This window comes from Acidovorax sp. FG48 (assembly GCF_057809085.1).
Map to the genome: position 1 here is coordinate 56,582 of NZ_JBMDJH010000014.1, position 22,835 is coordinate 79,416.

The 22,835-nt window shown below is 66.5% G+C and carries 21 protein-coding genes; 12 read left to right on the forward strand and 9 right to left on the reverse strand.

Annotation, left to right across the window (positions count from 1 at the left end; genetic code table 11):
* Positions 1-126 precede the first annotated feature (126 nt).
* The 3 genes from ACODSU_RS18175 to ACODSU_RS18185 all read left to right on the forward strand — a co-directional run bounded on the left by ACODSU_RS18175 (position 127) and on the right by ACODSU_RS18185 (position 3,477).
* Positions 127-1,101: a YcjF family protein gene (locus tag ACODSU_RS18175; RefSeq protein ID WP_488843740.1), complete on the forward strand. Its 975-nt coding sequence runs from the start codon at positions 127-129 to the stop codon at positions 1,099-1,101.
* Positions 1,102-1,304: 203 nt separating this feature from the next.
* The gene (locus ACODSU_RS18180; protein ID WP_488843742.1) at positions 1,305-2,609 is read left to right on the forward strand and encodes an SPOR domain-containing protein; all 1,305 of its coding nucleotides are present in this window, start codon (positions 1,305-1,307) and stop codon (positions 2,607-2,609) included.
* A gap of 115 nt (positions 2,610-2,724) precedes the next feature.
* Positions 2,725-3,477, forward strand: coding sequence for an SGNH/GDSL hydrolase family protein (locus tag ACODSU_RS18185; protein WP_488843744.1), 753 nt, complete (start codon positions 2,725-2,727; stop codon positions 3,475-3,477).
* A gap of 6 nt (positions 3,478-3,483) precedes the next feature.
* On the opposite strand, the gene ACODSU_RS18190 is transcribed toward ACODSU_RS18185, so the two are convergent.
* The gene (locus ACODSU_RS18190) at positions 3,484-4,269 is read right to left on the reverse strand and encodes an alpha/beta fold hydrolase (RefSeq protein ID WP_488843746.1); all 786 of its coding nucleotides are present in this window, start codon (positions 4,267-4,269) and stop codon (positions 3,484-3,486) included.
* Between the two features lies 1 nt (position 4,270).
* Positions 4,271-5,275: a M14 family zinc carboxypeptidase gene (locus tag ACODSU_RS18195; RefSeq protein WP_488843748.1), complete on the reverse strand. Its 1,005-nt coding sequence runs from the start codon at positions 5,273-5,275 to the stop codon at positions 4,271-4,273.
* Between the two features lie 188 nt (positions 5,276-5,463).
* Between ACODSU_RS18195 and ACODSU_RS18200 the strand changes: the two genes are divergently transcribed.
* The 4 genes from ACODSU_RS18200 to ACODSU_RS18215 all read left to right on the forward strand — a co-directional run bounded on the left by ACODSU_RS18200 (position 5,464) and on the right by ACODSU_RS18215 (position 7,332).
* Entirely contained in the window at positions 5,464-5,595 is a 132-nt protein-coding gene (locus ACODSU_RS18200; protein WP_255342784.1) for a hypothetical protein, read from the forward strand.
* Positions 5,570-5,728 carry a hypothetical protein gene (locus ACODSU_RS18205; RefSeq protein WP_165836516.1) on the forward strand — a complete coding sequence of 53 codons (159 nt, stop codon included), beginning with the start codon at positions 5,570-5,572 and terminating at the stop codon, positions 5,726-5,728. The genes ACODSU_RS18200 and ACODSU_RS18205 overlap by 26 nt, the downstream gene beginning before the upstream one ends.
* A gap of 10 nt (positions 5,729-5,738) precedes the next feature.
* Positions 5,739-6,380, forward strand: a complete 642-nt coding sequence (gene trhA / locus ACODSU_RS18210) for a PAQR family membrane homeostasis protein TrhA (RefSeq protein ID WP_060985638.1) — start codon at positions 5,739-5,741, stop codon at positions 6,378-6,380.
* 475 nt (positions 6,381-6,855) lie between these two features.
* The gene (locus ACODSU_RS18215) at positions 6,856-7,332 is read left to right on the forward strand and encodes an HU family DNA-binding protein (RefSeq protein WP_056066465.1); all 477 of its coding nucleotides are present in this window, start codon (positions 6,856-6,858) and stop codon (positions 7,330-7,332) included.
* Positions 7,333-7,454: 122 nt separating this feature from the next.
* Here the strand turns inward: ACODSU_RS18215 and ACODSU_RS18220 are convergent, their stop codons facing one another.
* Genes ACODSU_RS18220 through ACODSU_RS18230 form a run of 3 tightly spaced genes read right to left on the reverse strand, consistent with a single transcriptional unit; the run spans position 7,455 to position 11,271 of the window.
* Positions 7,455-9,254, reverse strand: coding sequence for a feruloyl-CoA synthase (locus ACODSU_RS18220; protein WP_488843751.1), 1,800 nt, complete (start codon positions 9,252-9,254; stop codon positions 7,455-7,457).
* 48 nt (positions 9,255-9,302) lie between these two features.
* Positions 9,303-10,268 (reverse strand): 3-hydroxyacyl-CoA dehydrogenase NAD-binding domain-containing protein, encoded by a 966-nt coding sequence (locus ACODSU_RS18225; protein WP_488843753.1) that lies wholly within the window; start codon positions 10,266-10,268, stop codon positions 9,303-9,305.
* A gap of 10 nt (positions 10,269-10,278) precedes the next feature.
* Complete coding sequence (locus ACODSU_RS18230) at positions 10,279-11,271, reverse strand: Bug family tripartite tricarboxylate transporter substrate binding protein (RefSeq protein ID WP_488843802.1); 993 nt, start codon at positions 11,269-11,271, stop codon at positions 10,279-10,281.
* A gap of 138 nt (positions 11,272-11,409) precedes the next feature.
* Here ACODSU_RS18230 and ACODSU_RS18235 point away from each other — a divergent pair, with 138 nt between their 5' ends.
* On the forward strand, positions 11,410-12,102 hold the full coding sequence (locus tag ACODSU_RS18235; RefSeq protein ID WP_488843755.1) for a Crp/Fnr family transcriptional regulator: 693 nt from the start codon (positions 11,410-11,412) through the stop codon (positions 12,100-12,102).
* Between the two features lie 59 nt (positions 12,103-12,161).
* On the opposite strand, the gene ACODSU_RS18240 is transcribed toward ACODSU_RS18235, so the two are convergent.
* The 4 genes from ACODSU_RS18240 to ACODSU_RS18255 are packed head-to-tail and all read right to left on the reverse strand — an operon-like array spanning position 12,162 to position 16,663.
* A complete protein-coding gene (locus tag ACODSU_RS18240) occupies positions 12,162-12,992 on the reverse strand; it encodes an alpha/beta fold hydrolase (protein ID WP_488843757.1) in 831 nt (276 codons plus the stop codon).
* Positions 12,989-14,542, reverse strand: coding sequence for a benzoate-CoA ligase family protein (locus ACODSU_RS18245; protein WP_488843759.1), 1,554 nt, complete (start codon positions 14,540-14,542; stop codon positions 12,989-12,991). Before ACODSU_RS18245 ends, ACODSU_RS18240 begins: the two co-directional genes overlap by 4 nt.
* A 47-nt stretch (positions 14,543-14,589) precedes the next feature.
* The gene (locus ACODSU_RS18250; protein ID WP_488843761.1) at positions 14,590-16,140 is read right to left on the reverse strand and encodes a 3,4-dehydroadipyl-CoA semialdehyde dehydrogenase; all 1,551 of its coding nucleotides are present in this window, start codon (positions 16,138-16,140) and stop codon (positions 14,590-14,592) included.
* A 55-nt stretch (positions 16,141-16,195) separates the two neighbouring features.
* Positions 16,196-16,663: a 4-hydroxylaminobenzoate lyase gene (locus tag ACODSU_RS18255; protein ID WP_488843763.1), complete on the reverse strand. Its 468-nt coding sequence runs from the start codon at positions 16,661-16,663 to the stop codon at positions 16,196-16,198.
* 190 nt (positions 16,664-16,853) lie between these two features.
* Between ACODSU_RS18255 and ACODSU_RS18260 the strand changes: the two genes are divergently transcribed.
* The 4 genes from ACODSU_RS18260 to boxA all read left to right on the forward strand — a co-directional run bounded on the left by ACODSU_RS18260 (position 16,854) and on the right by boxA (position 22,629).
* Positions 16,854-17,795 carry a helix-turn-helix transcriptional regulator gene (locus ACODSU_RS18260; protein WP_060985647.1) on the forward strand — a complete coding sequence of 314 codons (942 nt, stop codon included), beginning with the start codon at positions 16,854-16,856 and terminating at the stop codon, positions 17,793-17,795.
* 263 nt (positions 17,796-18,058) lie between these two features.
* The gene (boxC, locus tag ACODSU_RS18265; RefSeq protein ID WP_488843765.1) at positions 18,059-19,729 is read left to right on the forward strand and encodes a 2,3-epoxybenzoyl-CoA dihydrolase; all 1,671 of its coding nucleotides are present in this window, start codon (positions 18,059-18,061) and stop codon (positions 19,727-19,729) included.
* A 41-nt stretch (positions 19,730-19,770) separates the two neighbouring features.
* Positions 19,771-21,198, forward strand: a complete 1,428-nt coding sequence (gene boxB / locus ACODSU_RS18270) for a benzoyl-CoA 2,3-epoxidase subunit BoxB (RefSeq protein WP_060985649.1) — start codon at positions 19,771-19,773, stop codon at positions 21,196-21,198.
* 153 nt (positions 21,199-21,351) lie between these two features.
* Positions 21,352-22,629, forward strand: a complete 1,278-nt coding sequence (gene boxA / locus ACODSU_RS18275) for a benzoyl-CoA 2,3-epoxidase subunit BoxA (protein WP_110960270.1) — start codon at positions 21,352-21,354, stop codon at positions 22,627-22,629.
* Positions 22,630-22,835: the final 206 nt, after the last annotated feature.

Sequence of the window (22,835 nt, forward strand, 5' to 3'; positions counted from 1 at the left end):
CCCCACACGCTGTGGCGTTGAAACCGCATTGCCTAGACTGCACCTAAGAACCTGCCCACAAGCCACCGCACGACGCACTGCAAGCGGTGCGCAGCCCCTCCTACCTCTTTTTCCCGCACGACGACCATGACCCTGGACCAGCAAAAATCCATCCTCACCATCGCCCTTCTGGCCGCGTTTGCCGATGGCAACAAGGACGATGCCGAACGCGAAGAGATCCGCCGCATTGCCCAGTCGCTCGCGGGCGACGGGGGCGTGGCCGACCTGCCGCGCATCTACCAGGACGTGCTGCTGCAGCGCACCAGCGTGCAGGCCGCCGTGCAAGGCCTGAGCGAGCCCATGCACCGCCAGCTGGCCTACGAAATGGCCGTGTGCGTGTGTGATGTGGATGGGCGCCAGACTGCAGCGGAGCGCGAGTTTCTGACCCGCCTCAAGGCGGCGCTGCAGCTGGGCGACCCGCAGACGGCGGCATTTGACCAGCAAGCCGATGCGCTGGTGGACGTGGCCGAAAAGGCCGTGCCGATGGCGGTGCCGGTGGCCACTGCTGCGGCAGCGCCTCCGGCCGCAGCAGTCGGTGCAGGTGCCTCGGACGCAGAGCTGGACAAATCCATCCTGAACTACGCGCTGCTCAACGGCGCGCTGGAGCTGCTGCCGCAGTCGTGGGCATCGATGGCCATCATCCCGCTGCAGGTGAAGATGGTCTACGGCATCGGTAAGGCGCACGGGGTGGAGCTGGACCAGGGCCACATCAAGGAGTTCATCGCCGCCGCCGGCGTAGGCATGACGTCGCAGTACCTGGAGCAGTTTGGCCGCAAGCTGCTGGGCGGCCTGCTGGGCAAGGTGGCGGGCCGCACCCTCGGCGGGCTGGGCGGCGCCGCCACCGGCATGGCGTTTTCGTTTGCCACCACCTACGCGCTGGGGCAGGTGGCCAAGCGCTACTACGCCGGTGGCCGGGTCATGAGCACGGCCATGCTGCGCGAGACCTTTCAGGGCCTGCTCACGCCCGCCAAGCAGTTGCAGACGCAGTACCTGCCGCAAATTCAGCAGAAGGCGGCCACGCTCGACGCGGGCCAGATCATGACCCTGGTGCGGGGCACATAGTGAACGCTATTTAATTGATAGCTGCTGGCGCATATTCGACTAGCGCTTGCAGCCAATTTGACTTAAAAACCGCCCCACAGGCATGCAGGGGCCAGTCCGGACGCCGCGCAGCGCACTGCCACGCTGCGCGCACCCGTTGCCGCCGCGCAGCACCTTGCGATGCGGCAGGTAACACACCGCCCGGTGCATGACAGAATCCGACCATGCTCGACCACACGGATCCTGTCGCCTCCATCATCCCGGCCATGTCGCTCGATTCACCGTCCGACAACGCCATTGCCGCCATGTCGCGCCTGGCCCTGGGGCCCGTGAACACGGACTACTACCTGAAGGTGTTCGAGCGCTTTGACGACACGGGCCGCACGACCACCACCTGGAACTGGGCAGCCTGCCTGTGCACCCTGAACTGGATGCTGTTTCGCCAACTGTGGGGCGCTGCGCTGGTCTATGTGGCGGCGGCCGAGGGTCTGGCTCTGATCGTGTTTGGCGTGGGCCGCTCGTTCTTGCACTGGCCCGTGGGCATCGAACTGGGCGTGCTGGGCGCCTTTGCGGTGCTGGCCTTTGCCGTGCCGGGGCTGTACGGCAACGCCATCCTGTACGCCGACATCCGCAAACGCATTGCGCGTGCGCTGGCTGCATCGCGCACCGTGCCCGAAGCCTGTGCGCTGCTCGAAAAGCAGGCCAGCTCGCGCAAGCGGCTGCAGGTGCTGGTACTGGCAAATGTCGTGCTGGGCCTGGCTGCACTGATCGCTTACCTGGCACTGTCCCCGTCGGACGTGAAGCCGCTGGCATTGGAGCCCGCCGTGACGGTGGCACAAGCCACGGCAGCGGCCCAGGCCGCTTCTGCAACCCACCCCGTGGGGGCCTTGCCGGCGCCGGAGGCCGAACAGACGCCCGCCACACCCACAACGCCTGCCACCGAGGCCACCGCAGCGCCTGCAGCGCCCCCGGCCCCTGCTGCGGCTTCAGCCCCCACACCTGTGGCACCCGCGCCTGCAGCAGTCGCACCACCCGGCGCCACCACTGCTGCTCCCAAACCGACCGCGCCCCTAGCCTCTGCACCGCCCGCCGCAGCCAAGGCCTCCACGCCGGTCACCAAAGCTTCCGCACCCAAGCCCGCCACACCCGCAGCATCAACCCGCGCCCCCACGGCTGCGGCCAGCACCCCAGCGCCAACGCGGCGTGAGGCCGCCAGCCGCCCCAATGCATCCGCCAAGCCCAAGGCCCCAGCGGCTGCAGCCTCCAGCGCCGACACCGCGCTGCCCACGGTGGGCACAGCCCCGGGCTACTACATCAACGTGGGCCTGTTTGCCGAGGAAGCCAACGCCCGCAAGACACAGGCGCGCCTGCTCAACGAAGGCCTGCCCGCGTTCCGCCAGGAGCTGAACAATTCCAAGGGCCGCCGCATCCGGGTGCGGGTGGGGCCTTACGCCACCCGCGCCCAGGCCGATGCTGCGGCCGAGGCGATCCGCGCGATGGCGCTGGATGCCGTCGTCTTCAAGCAATAGCAACGTCTGGACGTGGGGCGTAGCACTGTCCTACGCACGCAAATGCCCGACTCCGACGCAGGGTCGCCGGGTCTGCCAGTACGCTGGGCGCACCACCACTTTGAGCGCCCGCACCATGCCGCGAAAGACCGCCCCGCACCACAACGCCACCCGCCGATGGGCCACCTTGGCAGCGGTGGCTGCAGGCGCCTTGCTGCTGACCGGCTGTGCCCCCTGGCGCATGTGGACGGCCGCCGACCTGGCCCGCGACGCGCGCCCCTATACCGCGCAGCCCCCACAACCCACGCAGCGCGTGCTGGTGGTGGGCGACAGCACCGCTGTGGGCACCGGGGCCAGCACGGCAGCAGACAGCCTGCCGGGGCGCATGGGCCAGGACCATCCCCAATGGCGCATCGACAACCTGGCGACCAATGGCGCCAAGTTTGGCGACGTGGTGCAGCAGCTGGAGCGCGCAAACGGCGGCTATGACCTGGTGCTGGTGCTGGCGGGTGGCAATGACGTTATCCGCTTCACCCCCGAGGACACGCTGCGCGATCAGATACAGCAGGCGATGGCGCTGGCACGCCAGAAGGGGCAGCAGGTGGTGCTGATGCCTTGTGGCAATGTGGGCCACGCGCCCTTTTTTGTGCCGCCCCTGTCGTGGGCCATGTCACGCCGGTCCGAGGCATTGCATGCCCTGGCGCGCGAGGCGGCCAGCGCGCAGCAGGTGCACTACGTGCGCTTGCTCAAGCCGCGCGACCAGGACCCGTTCGTGACCCGCAGCCAGGAGCTGAACGCTGCCGACGGCCTGCACCCCAGCAGCGCAGGCTATGCCGAGTGGTACCGCGAGCTGGTGGCACAGGGCGGGTTGAACGGCCTCACGCCATAGCCTCCACTACCCGTCCGTTGCCTCATTACGGGACAGCCACTGCAGCACGGCATCGATGACCCACTGCGGGTCATCCAGCGGCAGGTCATGCCCCGCCCATGGATGCGACTGCAGCGGCAGCCCCCAGGCCTGCGCAATGGCCTGTGAGCATTGGCTGGACACCAGCCGATCCTCCTGGCTGCCCAGCAGCAATACACGCTCCACAGGCGCGGCAGTAGGCGCGCGGTACCGCGCGGCCGCCACCAGCTGGCGCAGGGCATTGCGAGCCGACACCGGCCGCTGCCTGCGCAGCGCGGCCCACTGCGCCACCACGCCTGCGGCGGCGGAGGGCGCGCTGCGGCTGGTGATCTGCCACACCACCTGCTCCGCAGCTTCCGCAGATCGCCACCGCCAGGCCAGCCGCAGCAGCGGTGCGATGTTGTGCAGCTGCAGGCGGTGCCAGAACGGGCTGAACGGGCGCAGGCTGGTGTTGATGAGCACGCAGCCCGCCACCTCGCGGGGCGCCACGCGCGCCCATTCGGTGGCCACCATCGCCCCCAGCGACATGGCCAGCAGGTGGTAGGGCGGAGCCACCGCACGCTGCGCCAGCTCTGCACGGCAGGCTTGCACCATGCCCCGCACCGACCGGGGCGACACCAGGCCATGGAACTTGCCATTGCCCGGCAGGTCGAGCGCCAGCACCTGGTCGCCCGGCACCGCTTGCGCAAAGTGCTCGCCAAAGGCGCCCCAGTGCGCGGCCTCGCGCGTCAGACCGCGCAGCAAGATCCATTGGCGTGGTGGGCGCACTGGCATCTCAGTACCACGCAGCCAGGGCATCGGCCCGGCGCTGCGCACGCTGATCGGGCGCCGGCACCCAGCGTGCGTGGCTGCAGGCCGCGCGCGACAGAAAGTCCAGCAGCGACAGGTGCCGCCGCAGCACCCGCTGCTGCCGGTGGTTGATGAGCGGATTGAAGATGCCGTTGCGCGAGAACAGCTGGCGCGGGTTCTTCTTGATCCACAGCCACGACCCCATCTCCAGCGTGAGGGGCAGGAAGGTGTGTGCGGGCACATCGCGGCAGGCCTGCAGGTACAGGTGGTCCCACAGATCGCCATGGGCGAGGTACTGCGCGCTTTGCGGTTCGATGATGTACTGGTGGTTGCTGTGCGCCTGCATAAAGATGTCTTGCAGCGCATGCAGCTCGGCCAGGTGCGGAATGGGCCGGCGGGTGTGGGCAAACGGGAACCACAGCCGGTCCTTCACCCCAAAACCCGAGTGGCAGTCCAGCGCAATGCTGAACGGCCGCGCCAGCAGCTGCTGCGCTACCACGTCGCACAGCGCTTGGCTCTCGGCCTCCATGGGGTCGCCAAGCCTGCCCCGGTACCAGGGCAGGCCCGCGCTCACGCGCTGCCCACCAACGCCCCAGGGTACCGGGTCCACCGCATCGACGGGCGCGTTGCGCATCAGGTCCACCCCGCGCGGGTTGGCACGCGTGGCAGACCACATGCCGCCGGGGTTGACGATGGGCATGAAGACCAGGCGCACACGCTCCAGCTGCTGGTGCAAGGTGGTGTCCCACTGCAGCCGCATGACCACGTTTTGCAGGTAGGCAATGACCACCTCGGCACCAATGCGCTCCAGCCCATGCACACCGCCAAAGAATCCGACGGCGGGCACGTCCAGCGCCGGGTTGCCCAACCCAATGGCATAGATGGGAAATTGCGTGCCCGATGCCACAGACACCTGCTGGACGACCTGCACCTGCAGATGGGGTGCCCCCAGGTCGAGGATTTTTTCCAGCGCCGCAAGCTCGGGCAGCATGTTCAATGGGTAGGGGTAAGTCGGTGTGTGGAGCACGCCAGAGCGCGTGCCAAGCAGCGAGGATAGCGCCCGGGGCACGGCACGAACAGCGTTGCGGCGGGCCTGTGGGGTTTGCGCGAACCGACGCGAAACCGTCACACAACAGCGCTACCTTGCCAGCAGTTACCACCCTTTGGAAGAGGCGCACCATGCTCTGGAAACTGTTCGGACTGCAGCGACTGCTCGATGAGCTGTTCGATGAACGCGGATGGCTGAGCCTGGACCTGCCCCGCACCACCGGCTGGGACCACGACGATGTACCCGCCATCGCGCAAGACTGAGATCTACCGCTGGGCCATGGGCTGGGCAATGCTGGCCGGTGCACTGGCCTGGGGCGTGGTGGAGTTTCTGGCCCTGCAGCGCGCGCGCTGGCAGCTGTGGCGCGAGCGGCTGCACACGCCTGCCCACCATTAGCGAGACCGCCGTGAGCGACCGGCCGCAGGACCTGCACGAAGAGGTGGCCAACAGTGCGCTGCACGGTGCTGCGCTGGTGGGCGCCTGCCTGGCCGTGCCGCAGCTGCTGCAATCAGCCCCCGCCGCGCATCCTGCTGCCATCTGGGGCGTGCTGGTGTTTGGGGCCACCATGGCGCTGCTGTATGGCGCCTCCACCCTGTACCACGCACTGCCGCCGGGGCGGGCCAAGCAATGGGCGCTGCAGCTGGACCATGCGGCGATCCACCTGTTCATTGCGGGCAGCTTCACCCCGTTTGCGCTGAGTGCGCCAGGCCACAGACACCACATCGCGGCCCTGGTGCTGGTGTGGGTTGCGGCGCTGGCGGGCTGCTGGCTGCAGTTGCGCACGCGGCGCGCAGCACCTTGGCTCTCCACCGTCTTGTATGTGGCGATGGGTTGGGTAGCGCTGCTGGCGGCCCTGCCCCTGATGGCCCATGTGCCCGCCGTGAGTGCGGCTTGGCTGGTCATCGGCGGGGCTGCGTACACAGCTGGCGTGGTGTTTTTCGTAATGGATGCTGTGGTGCGCTATGCCCACGCTGTGTGGCATGGCTGCGTCATTGCAGGCACGGGCTGCCACGTGATCGCGGTGCTGGGCCTTCAGACGGTGACCTAGGGCCTGTTGACACTCATTTCGGGGATCGCGTTGTCCGGCCTGGGGGCTGGATGCAAGGCGCCGGTGCGCAGCAAGGTAGGAACCTTGCAAGCACGGGCAACGCCGCAGACGGCCCCCAGGCAGGGGCAACCCGAAGGGAAGGTCCTTGCCGGCGCGCCACTCGTCGTTGCGCTCCTGGCGTGTGCACATGCACAAGCGGCGTCGCGCGCCTAGATTGGCAAGCTGGCAAGGGCCTTCGCGACCCCGAAATGAGGGTCAACAGGCCCTGGCCACGCCACCAAAAACGGTCGCAGCGCACGCGCGCGCGGCCGCCTCGCGGGCCCTGCACGGGCAGGCGATGCCGCATCGATGCAACGGCTGCAAACACCTGCAGCATGCAGGCCCTATCGCGCCTGGCGTTATCGCACCTAAAATCACCCAGGTCTTCGCCCGCAGAGGCAGGGCCCATCGTCATTCCAATCAGCGAAAAAACATCATGGCAACTGCAAAGAAAACTCCCGCTCCCGCAAAGAAGGTGGCCGTCAAGGCCGCAGCACCCGCCGCCAAGAAGGCAGCACCTGCAGCCAAAAAGGCGGCTCCAGCCGCCAAGAAAGCAGCCGCTCCCGCCGCCAAGCCCGTGGCCGCTGCTGCCGCCCTGAAGCCCATCAAGGCTGCGTTCAACAAGACCACACTGGTCGCCCATCTGGCCGAACAGTCGGGTGTGGAGCCCAAGGCTGCCAAGGCCGTGCTGGCTGCGCTGGAAGCCGCCATCCTGGGCTCGGTGCACAAGAAGGGCTCTGGCGAGTTCACGCTGCCTGGCGTGCTCAAGATCGGCCTGCAGCAAGTGCCTGCCAAGAAAAAGCGTTTTGGCAAGGACCCGTTCACGGGTGAAGAGCGCTGGTTCCCCGCCAAGCCCGCCTCGGTCAAGATCAAGACCCGCGCCCTGAAGAAGCTCAAGGACGCAACCGCCTGATGCACCCGGCGCCGCAAGGCGCCTGCTTCAGCACCGGGGGCCGCGAGGCCCCTTTTTTCTTTTGGGGGAACCCGCAAGGGTGCGCGACGACGCCTCCCCTACACGCCCTGGGCCCAGCGCAATCAGGCCCTGATGACCCCTGGCACTGCAGGACGGGCGTACAACGCCTGCACCGCCGCCGCGCGGCGTGACAGCACCGCCCCCTGGTTGATGTAGCCCTTGTCGGTGATCTCCCCGGCATCTGCATCGGGCGCGGAATCCATCACCATGGCCCGCGTGGGGCACTGCGAAGACCCCGCACCAGCATCGCGGCGCGCGCGCATCACAGCCTGCAGCGCTTGCTCCAGCCGCGCAGCGTCGGCGGCGCCGGCCGCAGACGGGAACACCAGCATGCCCACCTCGTCGCGGTCATGCCCAGTGAGCACGATGTCCTGCACCAGTGGCGCCAGTTGCGACACCAAGTCCACCCGCAAGGTGCCCACCGACACCCAGCTGCCGCTGGACAGCTTGAAATCCTCCGCCACACGTCCGTTGAAGACCACGCCTTTGTCTGGCTGCTCCGCGTCCACCAGATAGCCCGCATCGCCAATGCGGTAGAACCCTTCGTGATCGAACGCGGCGGCCGTCTCGCGCGGCGCATTGCGGTAGCCCGTAAACACCGACACGCCCCGCACCCGCATCTCCAGCTTGCTGCCGTTGGGCACCAGCTTCAGCTCCAACCCCGGCAAGGGTGCACCAATGCAGCCTGCGCCCTCCAGGTGCCAGTGCGCGGTGGTGACAGCGGGCGCTGTCTCCGTGGAGCCCCACGAGGTGGTGAGCCACAGCGGCTGCGCAGGGCGCACGCGCCGGGCAACGGCCTGCAGGCGCTGCCAGGTCGATGGAGCCAGCGCCGCTGCCGCATAAAAGGCGAGCCGCATGCGCGCCAGCACGTCGGCGGCCAGGCGGTCGTCGGCCTCCAGGAACGGCAGCAGCATGTCAAAGCCCCGGGGCACGTTGAACAGCATGGTGGGCTGCACCTCGCGCAGGTTGCGCACCGTCTTGTCGATGAGCCCCGGCATCGGCCGTCCCTCATCGATGTAGAGCGTGCCCCCGTGGCACAGCACCATGTTGAGGTTGTGGTTGCCGCCAAAGGTATGGCTCCAGGGCAGCCAATCCACCAGCACCGGCTTTTCATGCGCTAAAAAGCGCCATGCCTGGGCCATCATCTGCTGGTTGGCGCAGAGCATGCGGTGGGTGTTGATGACCACCTTGGGCCGGCCGGTGGAGCCGGAGGTGAGCAGGTATTTGGCATGGTCATCGGGCAGCAGGGCCTGCATGGCCTGCTGCACCTGGGGTGTCTCCTGCCCGGCGAGCAGATGCTCCCAAGGCAGCGCCCCCGGACACGCAGCGGCGTTCCGGCTGAACACGCGAACGGCGCCACTATCCCAGCCTTGCAGTGCTGGCGCATAGACGCTGGCATCGGACGCATAGACCAGACTGGGCTCCAGCACCGACAGCATGCCGTGCAGGCGGCTGTGGTCCTGAGATCGTGCGTATGCGCTCGACAGCGAGCAGGGGGTGATACCCACATGCATGGCTGCCAGCATGAGCACCGCATGGTCCACCGCGTTGTCGGACAGGATGGCAATCGGCCGCCCGGCGGGCAAGCGCAGGTCCAGCAGCGACTGCGCCACGGCGCCCACCTGGCGGCGCAACTGGGCATAGGTCAGGCTGCGCCAGCCCTCTGCGCTGTCGCTCCGTTCGGCCAGTGCCAGGGCATCAGGCGTCTCTTTGGCCCAGCGCTCCAGCCATTCCCCCACACAGCGGGCATAGGGTTGCAGCGCCATGGGAGAGCGCAGCGTGAAAGAACCATCGTCAAACTGGGTGCGCACGGCGCGCGCCGGGGCAATCTGGCGCTCGTCATCAAGAAAGGCTGGGTACATGGTGGGTTCTCGGAAGCGATGGAGGTTCAAACACTGAGGCGCTATGCCTCAGGCATCGAGATCGGGATCAGGTTGACCGAGCAGCCCAGACGCCTGCTTGGCGCGCAACAGCTCGATGAGCAAGGCATCCCGCGCACGGGCCAGATCGCTGGCCTGCCTGTCACCCAGCGCCTGCGCCACACCTTCGGTCACCTGGCGCTGCAAGGCTTCGGTCATGGACGGGGCGCCCAGGTCCTGCCACCAGCTTTCGATGGGGCCACCCAGGTGGGCCAGCAGGTGGGCAATGCCACCGTCGCCCCCAGACAGGTGCAGGTTCATGAACGGTCCCATCAGCGCCCACCGCAAGCCAGGGCCCTGCGAGATGGCGGTGTCGATGTCTTCCACGGTGGCCACGCCCTGGTCCACCAAGTGGAAGGCCTCGCGCCACAAAGCGGCCTGCAAGCGGTTGGCAATGTGCCCTTTGATCTCGCGCCGTACCTGGATGGGACGCTTGCCGATATGGGCATAGAACGCCATCGCATCAGCCACCGCCTGGGGCGTGGTGCGCTCGCCGCCGCCCACTTCGACCAGCGGGATCATGTGCGGCGGATTGAACGGGTGGCCCAGCACCACGCGCCCGGGGTGCGCGCAATCCTTCTGCATGTCCGTCACCGCCAGCCCCGAAGAACTGGACGCCAGCACCACATGCGCCGGGGTCGCTGCATCCATGCGGCGGAACAGGTCCACCTTGAAGTCGAGCCGCTCGGGTCCGTTCTCTTGCACAAAGTCGGCCTGTGCCAGAGCGTCTTCCAGCCGTGCGTGAAAGCGCAAGCGCTGCGGGCTGGCGCCGGGCGCCAGCCCCTGCTGCGCCAGTGCCACCCAATGCGCAGCGACGGCTTCCCGCAGTCGCTGCTCGGCCCCGGGCGATGGGTCGGAGGCCTCCACGTCCAGGCCCCGCGCCAGAAAGTAGGCGGCCCAGCTTGCGCCAATGGTGCCGGTGGCCACTACGGCCACGCGCTTCACGGTGTGTGCCATGCGAGGCCTTTCAGGACTCGGCCGTGAAGCCGACCTTCTTCACCAGCGGCCCCCAGCGCTCGTATTCGGCCTGTTGCGAGGCCAACATCTCTGCGGGCGTAGAGCCTTTGGCGATGAGCCCCACCACGGCCAAGCTGTCCATGACGGCCTTGTCCTTGATCGCGGCGTTGATGGCGGCGTTGGCGGTGGCCACCACGGCCGCTGGCGTTCTCGCCGGGGCGTAAAAGCCGAACCATTCCTCGGTCGTGAGTTCTGGAAAGCCCTGCTCTGCAAACGTGGCGACCTCGGGCGAAAACGGCGACCGTGCCTGGCCCGAGGTGGCGATCAGCCGCAGCTTGCCCGCCTTGTGGTTGGGAATGAAGTCTCCGCTGGGCGTGACCATCGACGCGATCTGCCCGCCCACCACATCGGTGACGCCCGGGATGGAGCCCCGGTACGGCACATGCTTGAGGTCCACGCCGTTGTTCAAGCCCAGCAGCGCACCGATGAAGTGCGGCGTGGAGCCCGCTGCAGGTGAGCCGTAGTTCGCCTGCCCGGGGTTGGCCTTGGCCCAGGCCAGAAAGTCCTTCACCGTCTTGACGGAGGCGGGCACCAGCGGCCCCACGGCGAGACCATGGTGCATGACGGCGCCGATGGACACTGGAACAAAGTCCTTGGCCGGGTCGTAGCTCAGGCGGCTGTAAATATGCGGGTAGATGGAGGTGCACGAAAACGGCGACAGCGTGAGCACGCTGCCATCGGCGGGCGCACCCTTGAGCGACTCCAGCGCAATGCGGCCGCCTGCGCCGGGCTTGTTTTCCACCACCGCAGGGTTGCGGGTGTAGGGCGACGCGGCCAGCTTCTCGCCCACCCTGCGCGCCACGCTGTCGCCCGCGCTGCCTGCGGGAAAGCCGTAGAAGATCTTGACCTGGTCGATGGTCTGCGCCCAGGCGGCCAGTGGCGACAAGGCCCCCAGCGCAGAGGCGCAACCGACGTGGTGCATGAACTGGCGGCGCGTGTGCAACATCATGTGTCTCCTGTGGATGGAGCGGTCATTATTTTTTGTAGCCCCGGGCCACTCAGTCATCGCGATGACATTTGGACTCAGGGAATACGCGCACGCGCCTGTACAGCACCCAGGGGCGCAGGAGACACTCTCACCATGTTGGTCAAACTGGCGCCCCCTACCCTCACCGATCTGCTGCTGCACTCCGCCTGGTTCCCGGCCCTGGACAGCGCCGCCCAGCAGCGGGTGATGGACGATGTGCGCGAGACCGAAGTGCCCCAGGGCGGCGCGCTGTGCCGGCGCGGCCGCACCCCGGTGCACTGGTATGGCGCCATCGAGGGGCTGCTGAAGTGGACGGTGACCTCCGGCGATGGCCGCTCGGTCACGCTGGGCGGGCTGTCGGCGGGGAGCTGGTTTGGCGAGGGCACCTTGCTGCGCGGCACGCCGCGCACGGCCGACGTGATCGCACTGCGCCCCAGCCGCGTGGCGCTAGTGCCGATGGAGACCTTTGAATGGCTGCACGCCACGCAGCGCAGCTTTGACCACTTTCTGCTGCGCCAGATCAACGAGCGCATGCACTGGTTTCTGGGCAACTTCACGGCCCACCATTTGCTCGATACCGACAGCCAGGTGGCCCGCGCGCTCGCCGGCCTGTTCCACCCCTGGTTGCACCCGGGCAGCGACACGCACCTGCAGGTGTCACAGGAAGAAATTGCCAACCTCTCCGGCGTGTCGCGCCAGCGCTGCAACGCGGCGCTGAAGCGGCTGCAGGCCGCGGGCCTGCTGGAGATTGAATACGGCGGCATCACCGTCACCGACCTGGAAGGCCTGCGGCGCCAGGTGGAATAGCGCTTTCTCTTGGACCCGCTGGGGCACGGGCTATTGCCCTGCCACCGCCCCGTCCGCAGCTATGCAGGAGTGTGGTGCGCTTGGATGAAGGCAACCGTAGCGGCCATCACCGCGTAAGGCTGGTCGCGGTGCGGAGAATGCGCACAGTCCGGCAGCTCCAGCAGCCTGGTGCCCGGCACGCGTTGGGCAATGCCCCGGATTTGCGCCAGGGTGCCGTACTCGTCGTCGCAGCCCTGGATGGCCAGCACGGGTGCGCGGATCTGGGCAACCTCGGGCTCGATGTTCCACGCACGGAAAGCAGGGTCCAGCCAGATACGGTTCCAGCCCCAAAAGGCGGAATCCACATCGTCGTGGTAGCGCCCCAACTTGTGGCGCAGGTCGGTCTGTTCGTAGGCCTCCCGCGCGCGTTCGATGTTCTGCACGGTCACGTCTTCTACAAAGATATGTGGCGCCATCACCACCAGCCCTTGCACGCGCTGCGGCCAGCGCGCAGCCATCAGCAGGGCAATCGATGCGCCATCGCTGTGGCCAAAGAGCCAGGCGGCCTCCTGCACTCCCAGTGCATCGAGGAATGCAGGCACCACCTCGTGTGCCTGCTGGTGCATGAAGTCCACACCCCATCCCTCGTCCACGCCCCGGGGGGTGGACCGACCATAGGCGGGACGGGAGAACACCAGCCCCCGCAACCCGCCCGCATCGCACAGCTGACGCGGGAAATCTTTCCACATCGCCACCGAGCCCAGGCCTTCGTGCAGGAACACCACCAAGGGGGCGTCGCTGCGATCGGGGGCTATCCACTGGTACTCGATGTGGACCGTGCGGTTGCGCCAGACCACGGGCACGCGCTCTGTGCCCCCCACGGGGCCGAGTGCAGCGACGTTGGCATTCACGCCCGCTGCTCCCGTTCGCGCAGCCGAAAGCGCTGGATTTTGCCGGTGGCTGTCTTGGGCAGCTCGGGCAGGAACTCGATCAGACGCGGGTACTTGTAGGGCGCCAAGCGTTCCTTCACAAAGGCCTTGAGTTCATCTGGTGTGACCGCCTGCCCATCTTTGAGCACCACAAACGCCTTGGTCTTGGTCAGGCCGTCGGCGTCCTGCGTGCCGATCACGGCGGCCTCCAGCACGGAGGTGTGCTGCATCAGCGTGGCCTCCACCTCGAAGGGGGACACGTAAATGCCGCTGACCTTGAGCATGTCGTCGCTGCGCCCGGCGTAGGTGTAGTAGCCCTCGGCATCGCGCACGTACTTGTCGCCGCTTTTGGTCCACGCGCCCTGGAAGGTCTCGCGGGTCTTGGCGCGGTTGTTCCAATACATCAGCGCTGCACTGGGGCCCTGGATGTAGAGGTCGCCGATCTCGCCCTGCGGCACCTCGCTGCCGTCTTCGCCGCGCAGGGAAATCTCGTAACCCGGCACCGGTTTGCCCGTGCTGCCGTAGCGCACATCGCCCGGGCGGTTGGACAGGAAGATGTGCAGCATCTCGGTCGAACCAATGCCATCAATGATGTCGCAACCGAAATGGTCCTTGAATCGCTGTGCAATCTCGGCCGGCAGCGCCTCGCCCGCCGACGAGCACATGCGCAGCGCCACCGCGCTGCGGGAAGGCAGGCGGGGCGAGGCGAGCATGCCGGCAAAACCGGTGGGCGCCCCGAAGAACACCGTGGGCTGGTGGCGCGTCCAGCGCTCGAACGTGGCGTCTGGCGTGGGGCGTTCGGCCATCAGCACCACTGTGGCGCCTACCGACAACGGGAAGGTCAGGCTGTTGCCCAGCCCATAGGCAAAGTAGAGCTTGGCAGCCGAAAAGCACACGTCCTTGTCGGTCAGGCCCAGCACCGCCTTGCCATACAACTCGGCCGTCCACCACAGGCTGCCCTGGGTGTGCACCGTGCCCTTGGGTTTGCCCGTGGAGCCCGAGGAATAGAGCCAGAACCCTGGCTCGTCAGGCCCCGTGCGCGCGGGCGCGGCGAGCGCGGGGATGCTGGCCATGGCGGCCTGCATGTCCACAGCCCCCGCAGCCAACGTGCCCTGCGGCTGCGACACCACACACGCGCGCACTTCGTGGTGGGGCGCCAGGGCCAGCGCCTCGTACAGCACCGGCAGCAATGCGCCAGAGACCAGCGCCGCCTGTGCGCGACAGTGCGTCAGCATGTAAGCATAGTCGTCGGGCTTGAGCAGGGTATTGACCGCCACCGGCACCACACCGGCGTAAAGACAACCCAGAAACGCCACCGGCCAGTCGCTGGTGTCCAGCATCAGCAGCAGCACACGCTCCTCGCGCCGCACACCAGCGTTGGTCAGGACCGCCGCCAGCCGCCGCGCACGGTCTTCCAGCGCGCTGTAGCTCAGGGTCCCCTGGTCGTCGATGTAGGCAATGCGGTCACCCCGCGCGCGGTTCAGGGCGAACAGATGCTCTGCAAAATTGAACTGTTCTGGAAGGCTGTTCATGGCGTGTCTCCGTCGCGATGGCGTTGTTTTTGTGGGTGGGTTCGGGGTCAGCAGCCCAGCGCCGCGAGCACTTCGGGGCTGGCCTGCACCGCGCTGCGCTGGTGGTAGAAGTCCAGCGCCCGCAAGCCACCCAGCTCGGCACCACCACCGGCCCGGCCGGGCCCGCCATGCAGTGACATGGGCATGACATTGCCGTGGCCCGTGTGCGCAGTGGCCACGGCCGGCGTCACCACATGCACCCGGCCGTTGCTCGCCGCCAGCGCAATTGCGGCCTTGGCCAGGGCCTTGTCGTCGGCGCCGTAGAGCGAGGTCACGAGCGAGCCCTGGCCTCGCTGCGCCAGGGCCAGCGCATGGGGCAGATCGTTGTAGGGCAGCAAGGTGGCCACCGGGCCAAACACCTCTACGTCATGGACGATGGTGGCCCGGTCGGCATCGCGCGCGCCCAGCAGCACCGGGCCGACGCAGGCGGCCACGGCGGGGTCGGCATCCACTAGAGGGCGGGTTCGGCCGTCGTGCAGGACGTCGGTATGGGCGGCCAGGGCGGCAATGCCTGCCTGCACCCCATCGAACTGCGCGCGGCTCACCAGCGAGCCCATGCGCACTTCCGGGTTGCGGGGGTTGCCCACCACCACGCTGGCCAGTTGGGCGCTGACCGCCTCGGCCACCGCAGCGTACAACGTGGAGGGGACCAGGATGCGGCGGATTGCGGTGCACTTCTGGCCGGACTTGACGGTCATCTCGCGGACGACTTCGCGCACCAGCAAGTCAAAGGCGGCGCTGCCGGGCGCCGCATCAGGCATCAGCAGCGCGGCATTGAGGCTGTCCGCCTCGATGTTGGCGCGCACCGAACGCTGCGCCACCGCCGGATACGCCCGCACAACGCCTGCCGTCTCGGCAGAACCGGTGAACGACACCACATCAAACGGTTGCAGCGGGTCCATCAAGCCCGCCGAGCTTCCCGCGATGACCGACAGCGCGCCGGCGGGCAACACCCCGGCGTTCACCACGTCCTGCACCATACGCTGGGTCAGCCACGCTGTGGATGTGCCGGGCTTGACGATGACCGGCATGCCCGAAAGCAAGGCGGGCGCGGCTTTTTCCCAAAGACCCCAAGCAGGAAAGTTGAACGCGTTGATGCACAGCGCCACCCCTGGCCTCGGCACCTGCAGGTGCTGCGACTGAAAGACCGGTTCTTTGCCCAGCCTGACGGCGTCCCCGTCGCGCAGCACGCGCACATCGCCCAGCGCATCACCCCATCTGGCGTATTGGCCGAGGGTGAAGATTCCCCCGTCGATGTCCACCGCTGAGTCTGTCTTGACGGTGCCGGAGTTGGCAGTGGCAATGTCGTAGTAACTGTCGCGGTGCGCCTGCAACACCTTGGCGACCGCACCGAGCATGGCGGCCCGCTCACGGTAGGTGGCGGCGCGCAGCGCAGTCCCGCCCTGTTCGCGGGCAAACTCAAAGGCCTCGGGCAGGTTCAAACCCATGGCGTCCACCCGCACCAAGGGAGTGCCCAGCACAGGGTCGCGCAGCTCGGTGCCGGCCCCTGTTCCGTGTTGCCAGCGGCCGGCAACGTGGTTGGCGAGCAATTCAGTCATGCAGTCGGTCTTTCAGAGCAAGAAGGTCCATGGGGGAGCAGCGCAGGCGCCAGCACTAGCGGGTGAACTGGATCTGCCCCTCGGGCAGCAGGTACAGCACCAGCGCCCTGCCGTGCGCCACCGTGGGGTGGTGGGCACTGCCGGGTGGGTAAACGCACCATCCGGCAGGGTGGCCGTCAAACACCGCTTCGCCCTCCAGCGGCATGATCAAATCGATTTCGCCCTGCGGGTGGGTGTGGTGGGGGCCGGCAATGTTTTGCATGTCCACCACGTCCACAGAAAACCGGTGCAAGGCATCTTCGGGCTTGAACACACGGCCGTAGCGAATACCACCGCCCTCGCGTTCACACAACCACCCCTCACGCGCACCCTGAATACACGCCTCCCGCAAGCGCTGGTAGGTCGCACTGGTGGGGCCGTGTGCAGTGTTAAGCCATTGCGCGAGCGCGGCATCCAGGGGTTTGCCAGCGAGCTGGGCGGTCAGATCAGCCAGGGCTTGGTGAAATGCAGTTTTGTCGGACATGGGCAGTGGGTGCAGCTAGAGTCGGGGCCCAATCTGCACCGTTTTTGATCCACCGCCTTGCGCGCATCCAAATCATGCAGTATTTTGCCAATTAACGAACCATAGTTACCTCAAAGATCCATGTCAAGCACTATAGTGCATGCATGGCGTTTTCCCTGAGAAGCCAGGGTGCTCCATGAAAAGGATGGGTATGAACGAAACAGAAACGGCGGGGCTGCTGGCACCCGCCTCCGCGCAGGAGGGTGCGCCGCCATCGGCCGAGGAGCCCAAGAACCCCCTGCTGGTGGCGCTGGGCGAGCGCGTTCGCAACCTGCGTGCGCAGCGGGGCCTGACGCGCAAGGCAGTGGCCGTGGCTGCCGATGTGTCGGAGCGCCACTTGGCCAACCTGGAGTACGGCACCGGCAATGCCTCCATCCTGGTGCTGCAGCAGGTGGCCCATGCCCTGCACTGCTCGCTGGCGGAGCTGGTGGGCGACTTCACGACGCAATCGCCCGAATGGCTGCTGATCCGCGAACTGCTGGAACACCGCAGCGAGCCCGAACTGCGCCGCGCCCGCCTGGCGCTGCACGAGCTGCTGAGCGGGGGGCACAACGACGCCGCAAGGCACCGCCGCATTGCGCTGGTGGGTCTGCGGGGGGCTGGCAAATCCACACTGGGGCCGTTGCTGGCGCGCGAGCTGGACGTGCCGTTCATTGAACTGAGCCGCGCCATCGAGGCCCTTGCCGGGTGCAGCGTGCGCGAAATCCACGACCTGTACGGCACCACCGCCTACCGCCGCTACGAGCGCAGAGCCCTGGAAGAAACGATACAGATCCACAGCGAGGTGGTCATTGCCACGCCGGGCGGCATCGTGTCGGACCCCGCCACTTTCAACGAACTGCTGGCCCACTGCACCACCGTGTGGTTGCGGGCCGCGCCCGAGGAACACATGGGGCGCGTGGTGGCCCAGGGCGACATGCGCCCGATGGCCGCCAGCAAAGAGGCCATGGACGACCTCAAGCGCATCCTGGACGGGCGCGCTGCTTTTTATTCCAAGGCCGAAATCACGGTGGACACCTCCGGCCAGACGCCCGAGCAAAGCCTGCAAGCCCTGAGTGCCAGTGTGCGCAAGGCCATGGCCCGGGCGGCGTAAAACCCCGCACTCCCCCTGAGCGGCTGCAGCCCGGACACGGACGCCGCAGCGCCCACGCCCATCACGGCACCGCACAGCGCCACCGCCACGGTGGCCTGTGCAGTTCGCCCCCTCACACCCCTGCGCAGCCCTCAGTAGCGCTGCACATCTGCCCGACTGCCATCGGCAAAAAAATGCATTGACATACCGCATAACATGCACGATGATGCACATTAACAGCAAGCAATAAGCACTATATTGCATTAATTCTCCACGGAGACCTCATGGCAGACCTCACCCACGCTCCCGAACGCGTTGACTACCGCACTGACCCCACACAGTACCGCCACTGGACCTTGTCGGTCGAGGGCGCAATTGCGCGGCTGTCCCTCGACATTGCGGAGGACGGCGGAATCCGTCCTGGCTACAAGCTCAAGCTCAACAGCTACGACCTGGGGGTGGACATTGAGCTGCATGACGCGCTCAACCGCATCCGCTTTGAGCACCCCAACGTGCGCAGCGTCATCGTCACCAGCGGCAAGGACCGCATCTTTTGTTCGGGTGCCAACATCTTCATGCTGGGGGTATCCAGCCACGCCTGGAAGGTCAACTTCTGCAAGTTCACCAACGAGACGCGTAACGGCATTGAAGACTCCTCCAAACACTCGGGCCTCAAGTTCATTGCGGCAGTGAATGGCGCCTGCGCAGGCGGCGGCTATGAGCTGGCACTGGCGTGCGATGAAATCATTCTGGTCGATGACCGGTCGTCTGCCGTGTCGCTGCCCGAAGTGCCTTTGCTGGGCGTGCTGCCCGGCACCGGTGGGCTGACACGTGTCACGGACAAGCGCCACGTGCGGCACGATCTGGCCGACATCTTCTGCACCAGCGTGGAGGGTGTGCGTGGCCAGCGCGCGGTGGACTGGCGGCTGGTGGACCGTATTGCCAAGCCCGCGCAATTTGCCGCCACGGTGCAAGAGCGCGCCACTGCCCATGCGCAAGCCAGCACCCGCCCCTGCGGCGCACAAGGCATTGCCCTGCCCCGCGTGGAGCGGCAGGACCATGCCGACGGCATGCGCTACCAGCACGTGACGGTGGACATCGACCGCGCACGGCGCACAGCCACGTTGTGCATCCGGGCACCCCAAGGGGCGCAACCCGCAGAGACGGCCGCCATTGAAGCAGCGGGCGCCGCCTGGTGGCCGCTGGCAATGGCCCGCGAGCTGGACGACGCCATCCTGAACCTGCGCACCAACGAGCTGGACATTGGCACCTGGCTGCTGAAGACCGAAGGGGACGCACAAGCCGTGCTGGCCAGCGATGCTGTCCTGCTTGCCCACCAGAACCACTGGCTGGTGCGCGAGACCATCGGAGCACTGCGACGCACCTTTGCCCGTCTGGATGTGTCCTCGCGCAGCCTTTTCGCGCTGATCGAGACAGGCTCTGCTTTTGCCGGCACCCTGGCAGAGCTGGCGCTGGCGGCGGACCGCACCTACATGCTGGCCCTGCCCGACGCTCCCGAGCAGGCACCAACGCTCACCCTGAACGCATTCAACTTTGGCTTGTTGCCCATGGTGAACGACCAAAGCCGCTTGCAGCGCCGCTTCTATGAAGAGGCGGGCCCACTGGAAGCGGTCCGCGCCGCCGCCGGCCGGCCGCTGGACGCAGACAGTGCACTGGCGCTGGGCCTGGTCACGGCTGCCCCCGACGACATCGACTGGGCCGACGAAATCCGCATCGCCATCGAAGAACGCGCCGCCATGTCGCCCGACGCGCTGACCGGCCTGGAGGCCAACCTGCGTTTTGCCAGCAAGGAAAACATGAACACCCGCATCTTCGGGCGCCTGACCGCGTGGCAGAACTGGATCTTCAACCGCCCCAACGCCGTGGGCGAGAAAGGCGCGCTCAAAGTCTACGGAACCGGCCAGAAGGCCGGGTTTGACCAGACGCGCGTCTGACCCCCTGCCCTGCATTCGATTTCCATCCAGAGGAGCACCCCATGAGCAGCATCAACTACAGCGAGAAGATCCCCAACAACGTCAACCTCGGCGAAGACCGCACGCTGCAGCGCGCGCTCGAAGGCTGGCAGCCCAACTTCATCAACTGGTGGGACGACGTGGGCCCCGAGGGATCGACCAACCATGAGGTTTATCTGCGGACCGCCGTGAGCGTGGACCCGAATGGCTGGGCACAGTTTGGCCATGTGAAGATGCGCGACTACCGCTGGGGCATCTTTCTGAACCCTGGCGATACCAACCGCGAAATCCACTTTGGCGACCACAAAGGCGAAAAAGCCTGGCAAGACGTGCCCGGCGAACACCGCGCCAACCTGCGCCGCATCATCGTGACCCAGGGTGACACGGAGCCAGCCTCGGTAGAGCAGCAGCGCCACCTGGGCCTGACGGCGCCCAGCATGTACGACCTGCGCAACCTGTTCCAGATCAATGTGGAAGAGGGCCGTCACCTGTGGGCCATGGTGTACCTGCTGCACAAGCACTTTGGCCGCGACGGCCGCGAAGAGGCCGAAGCGCTGCTGCAACGCCAGTCCGGCGACGAGAACAACCCGCGCATCCTGGGCGCGTTCAATGAAAAGACGCCGGATTGGCTGGCGTTTTTCATGTTCACCTACTTCACTGATCGCGACGGCAAGTTCCAGCTCTCGGCGCTGGCAGAGAGCGCCTTTGACCCACTGGCGCGCACCACCAAGTTCATGCTGACCGAAGAGGCCCACCACATGTTTGTGGGCGAGAGCGGCATCTCGCGCGTGCTGTCGCGCACTGCGCAGGTGATGAACGACCTCAAGACCGATGACCCTGCGCAGGTGCGTGCAGCGGGCGCCATCGACCTGCCCACCATCCAGCGCTACCTCAACTTCCACTACAGCGTGACCATCGACCTGTTCGGCGCAGACCAGTCGAGCAACGCCGCTACCTTCTACAGCTCGGGCCTCAAGGGTCGCTACGAAGAAGGCAAACGCACCGACGACCACGTGCTCAAGGGTCAGACGTACAAGGTGCTGGAGGTCAAGGACGGCCAGTTGCTGGAAAAAGAAGTGCCCATGCTCAACGCGCTGAACGAAGTGCTGCGCGACGACTTCATCAAGGACTCCATGGCGGGCGTGGGCCGGTGGAACAAGGTGCTGGAGAAAGCGGGCGTTCCCACCCGCCTGGTGGTTCCTCACAAGGCCTTCAACCGCCAGATCGGCGCGCTGGCTGGCATCAAGATGTCGCCCGACGGCCGCGTGGTGAGCGAGGCGGAATGGACCGCACGCAAGGCCGAATGGCTGCCCACGCCCGAAGACTTCGCGTTTGTGGCGTCGTTGATGGGCCGCGTGGTCGAGCCGGGCAAGTTCGCTGGCTGGATCGCGCCCCCGGTCATGGGCATCAACCGCCAGCCGGTGGATTTCGAGTACGTGCGTTTCAATTGACCCCTGCAGAGCCTGAGCCGCCAGCGCCCGCCTCTCCCAGGGGTATCCCGGCGCCTGCGGCCAGGCACAGCGGTTTTGCTCTGTATCGACTGAAGCCAGCCAACGCATGCAAGGTCACAGTACCCGTCGACATACATGGCACGAAGAACGACTATGGAAACCCACACGCTGATCGACAACGGCATCCTGAAGCAGCACCTGATCGACCCGGAGATCTGCATCCGCTGCAACACCTGCGAGGCTACCTGCCCGGTCAATGCGATCACGCACGACGACAACAACTACGTGGTGCGGGCAGATGTGTGCAATGGCTGCATGGCCTGCATATCGCCCTGCCCCACGGGTTCCATCGACAACTGGCGCGCGGTGCCGGTGGGCAGGGCCTACAGCATTGAAGAGCAGTTCAGCTGGGAAGAGCTGCCCGGCGAGCTCGCGCCCCACGAACTGGTTGCAGCAGGTGCAGAACCCGCCACAGCGGCGGCAGCACCAAAGCCAGCCGTTGAGGCCCCGGCAGAGCCGGGCACGCAGGTGTTTCGGTCTGCCCAGTACGGAGCCACGTTACCGCCCTGGTCCGCAGCACATCCGTACACCAATCTGTTTCCACCCAAAAACCCGACCACAGCCACCGTGGTCGGCAACTTCAACTGCACCGAGGCGGGTTTTGAGAGCGAAACCCACCATGTGGTGCTCGACTTCGGCAGCATGCCGTTCCCTGTGCTGGAAGGGCAATCGATTGGCATCATCCCGCCGGGCACCGATGCGCTTGGCAAGCCGCACCACGCGCGCCAATACTCGGTGGCCAGCCCACGCAACGGTGAACGCCCCGGATACAACAACCTAGCGCTGACCGTGAAGCGCGTGACCGTGGACCACGATGGCAACCCTGTGCGTGGCGTGGCCTCCAACTATGTGTGCGACCTGAAGGTGGGCGACAAGGTGCAAGTGGTGGGGCCGTTCGGCAGCAGCTTCCTCATGCCCAACCACCCGCGATCGCACATAGTGATGATCTGCACCGGCACCGGCAGCGCTCCCATGCGCGCCATGACCGAGTGGCGGCGCAGGCTGCGCAACAGCGGCAAATTCGAAGGTGGCAAGCTCCTGCTGTTCTTTGGTGCACGCACGCAGCAGGAACTGCCCTACTTCGGCCCCCTGCAAAGCCTGCCCAAAGACTTCATCGACATCAACCTGGCTTTCTCCCGCACGCCCGGGCAGCCCAAGCGCTACGTGCAAGACCTGATGCGCGAGCGCGCCGCCGATCTGCTGGCCTTGCTGCGCGACGACAACAGCCACTTCTACGTCTGCGGCCTCAAGGGCATGGAAGAAGGCGTGGTGATGGCACTGCGTGACATAGCGCAAGAGGCAGGGCTGAGCTGGGAGACCCTGGGCGCGACGCTGCAGCGCGAAGGCCGACTGCACCTGGAAACCTATTAAGGCCGTAAAGGCCTTGGCCTGAGGTCTCTCTCTAATTCAAGCCCTGGAGCCTCCAAAAGGCCCAGCGGCTGGGCCTCTGGGCGCTGCATGGCGCTCTTTCCGTCGTGTAACAGCTGCAACGCCGGACGCTGACCGGCCGACCGGCCTTTCGTTCCTGCGAAAATAGCGGGCTTTGCCTACGGGGACCCGTTCCCTCCTGCACGCGC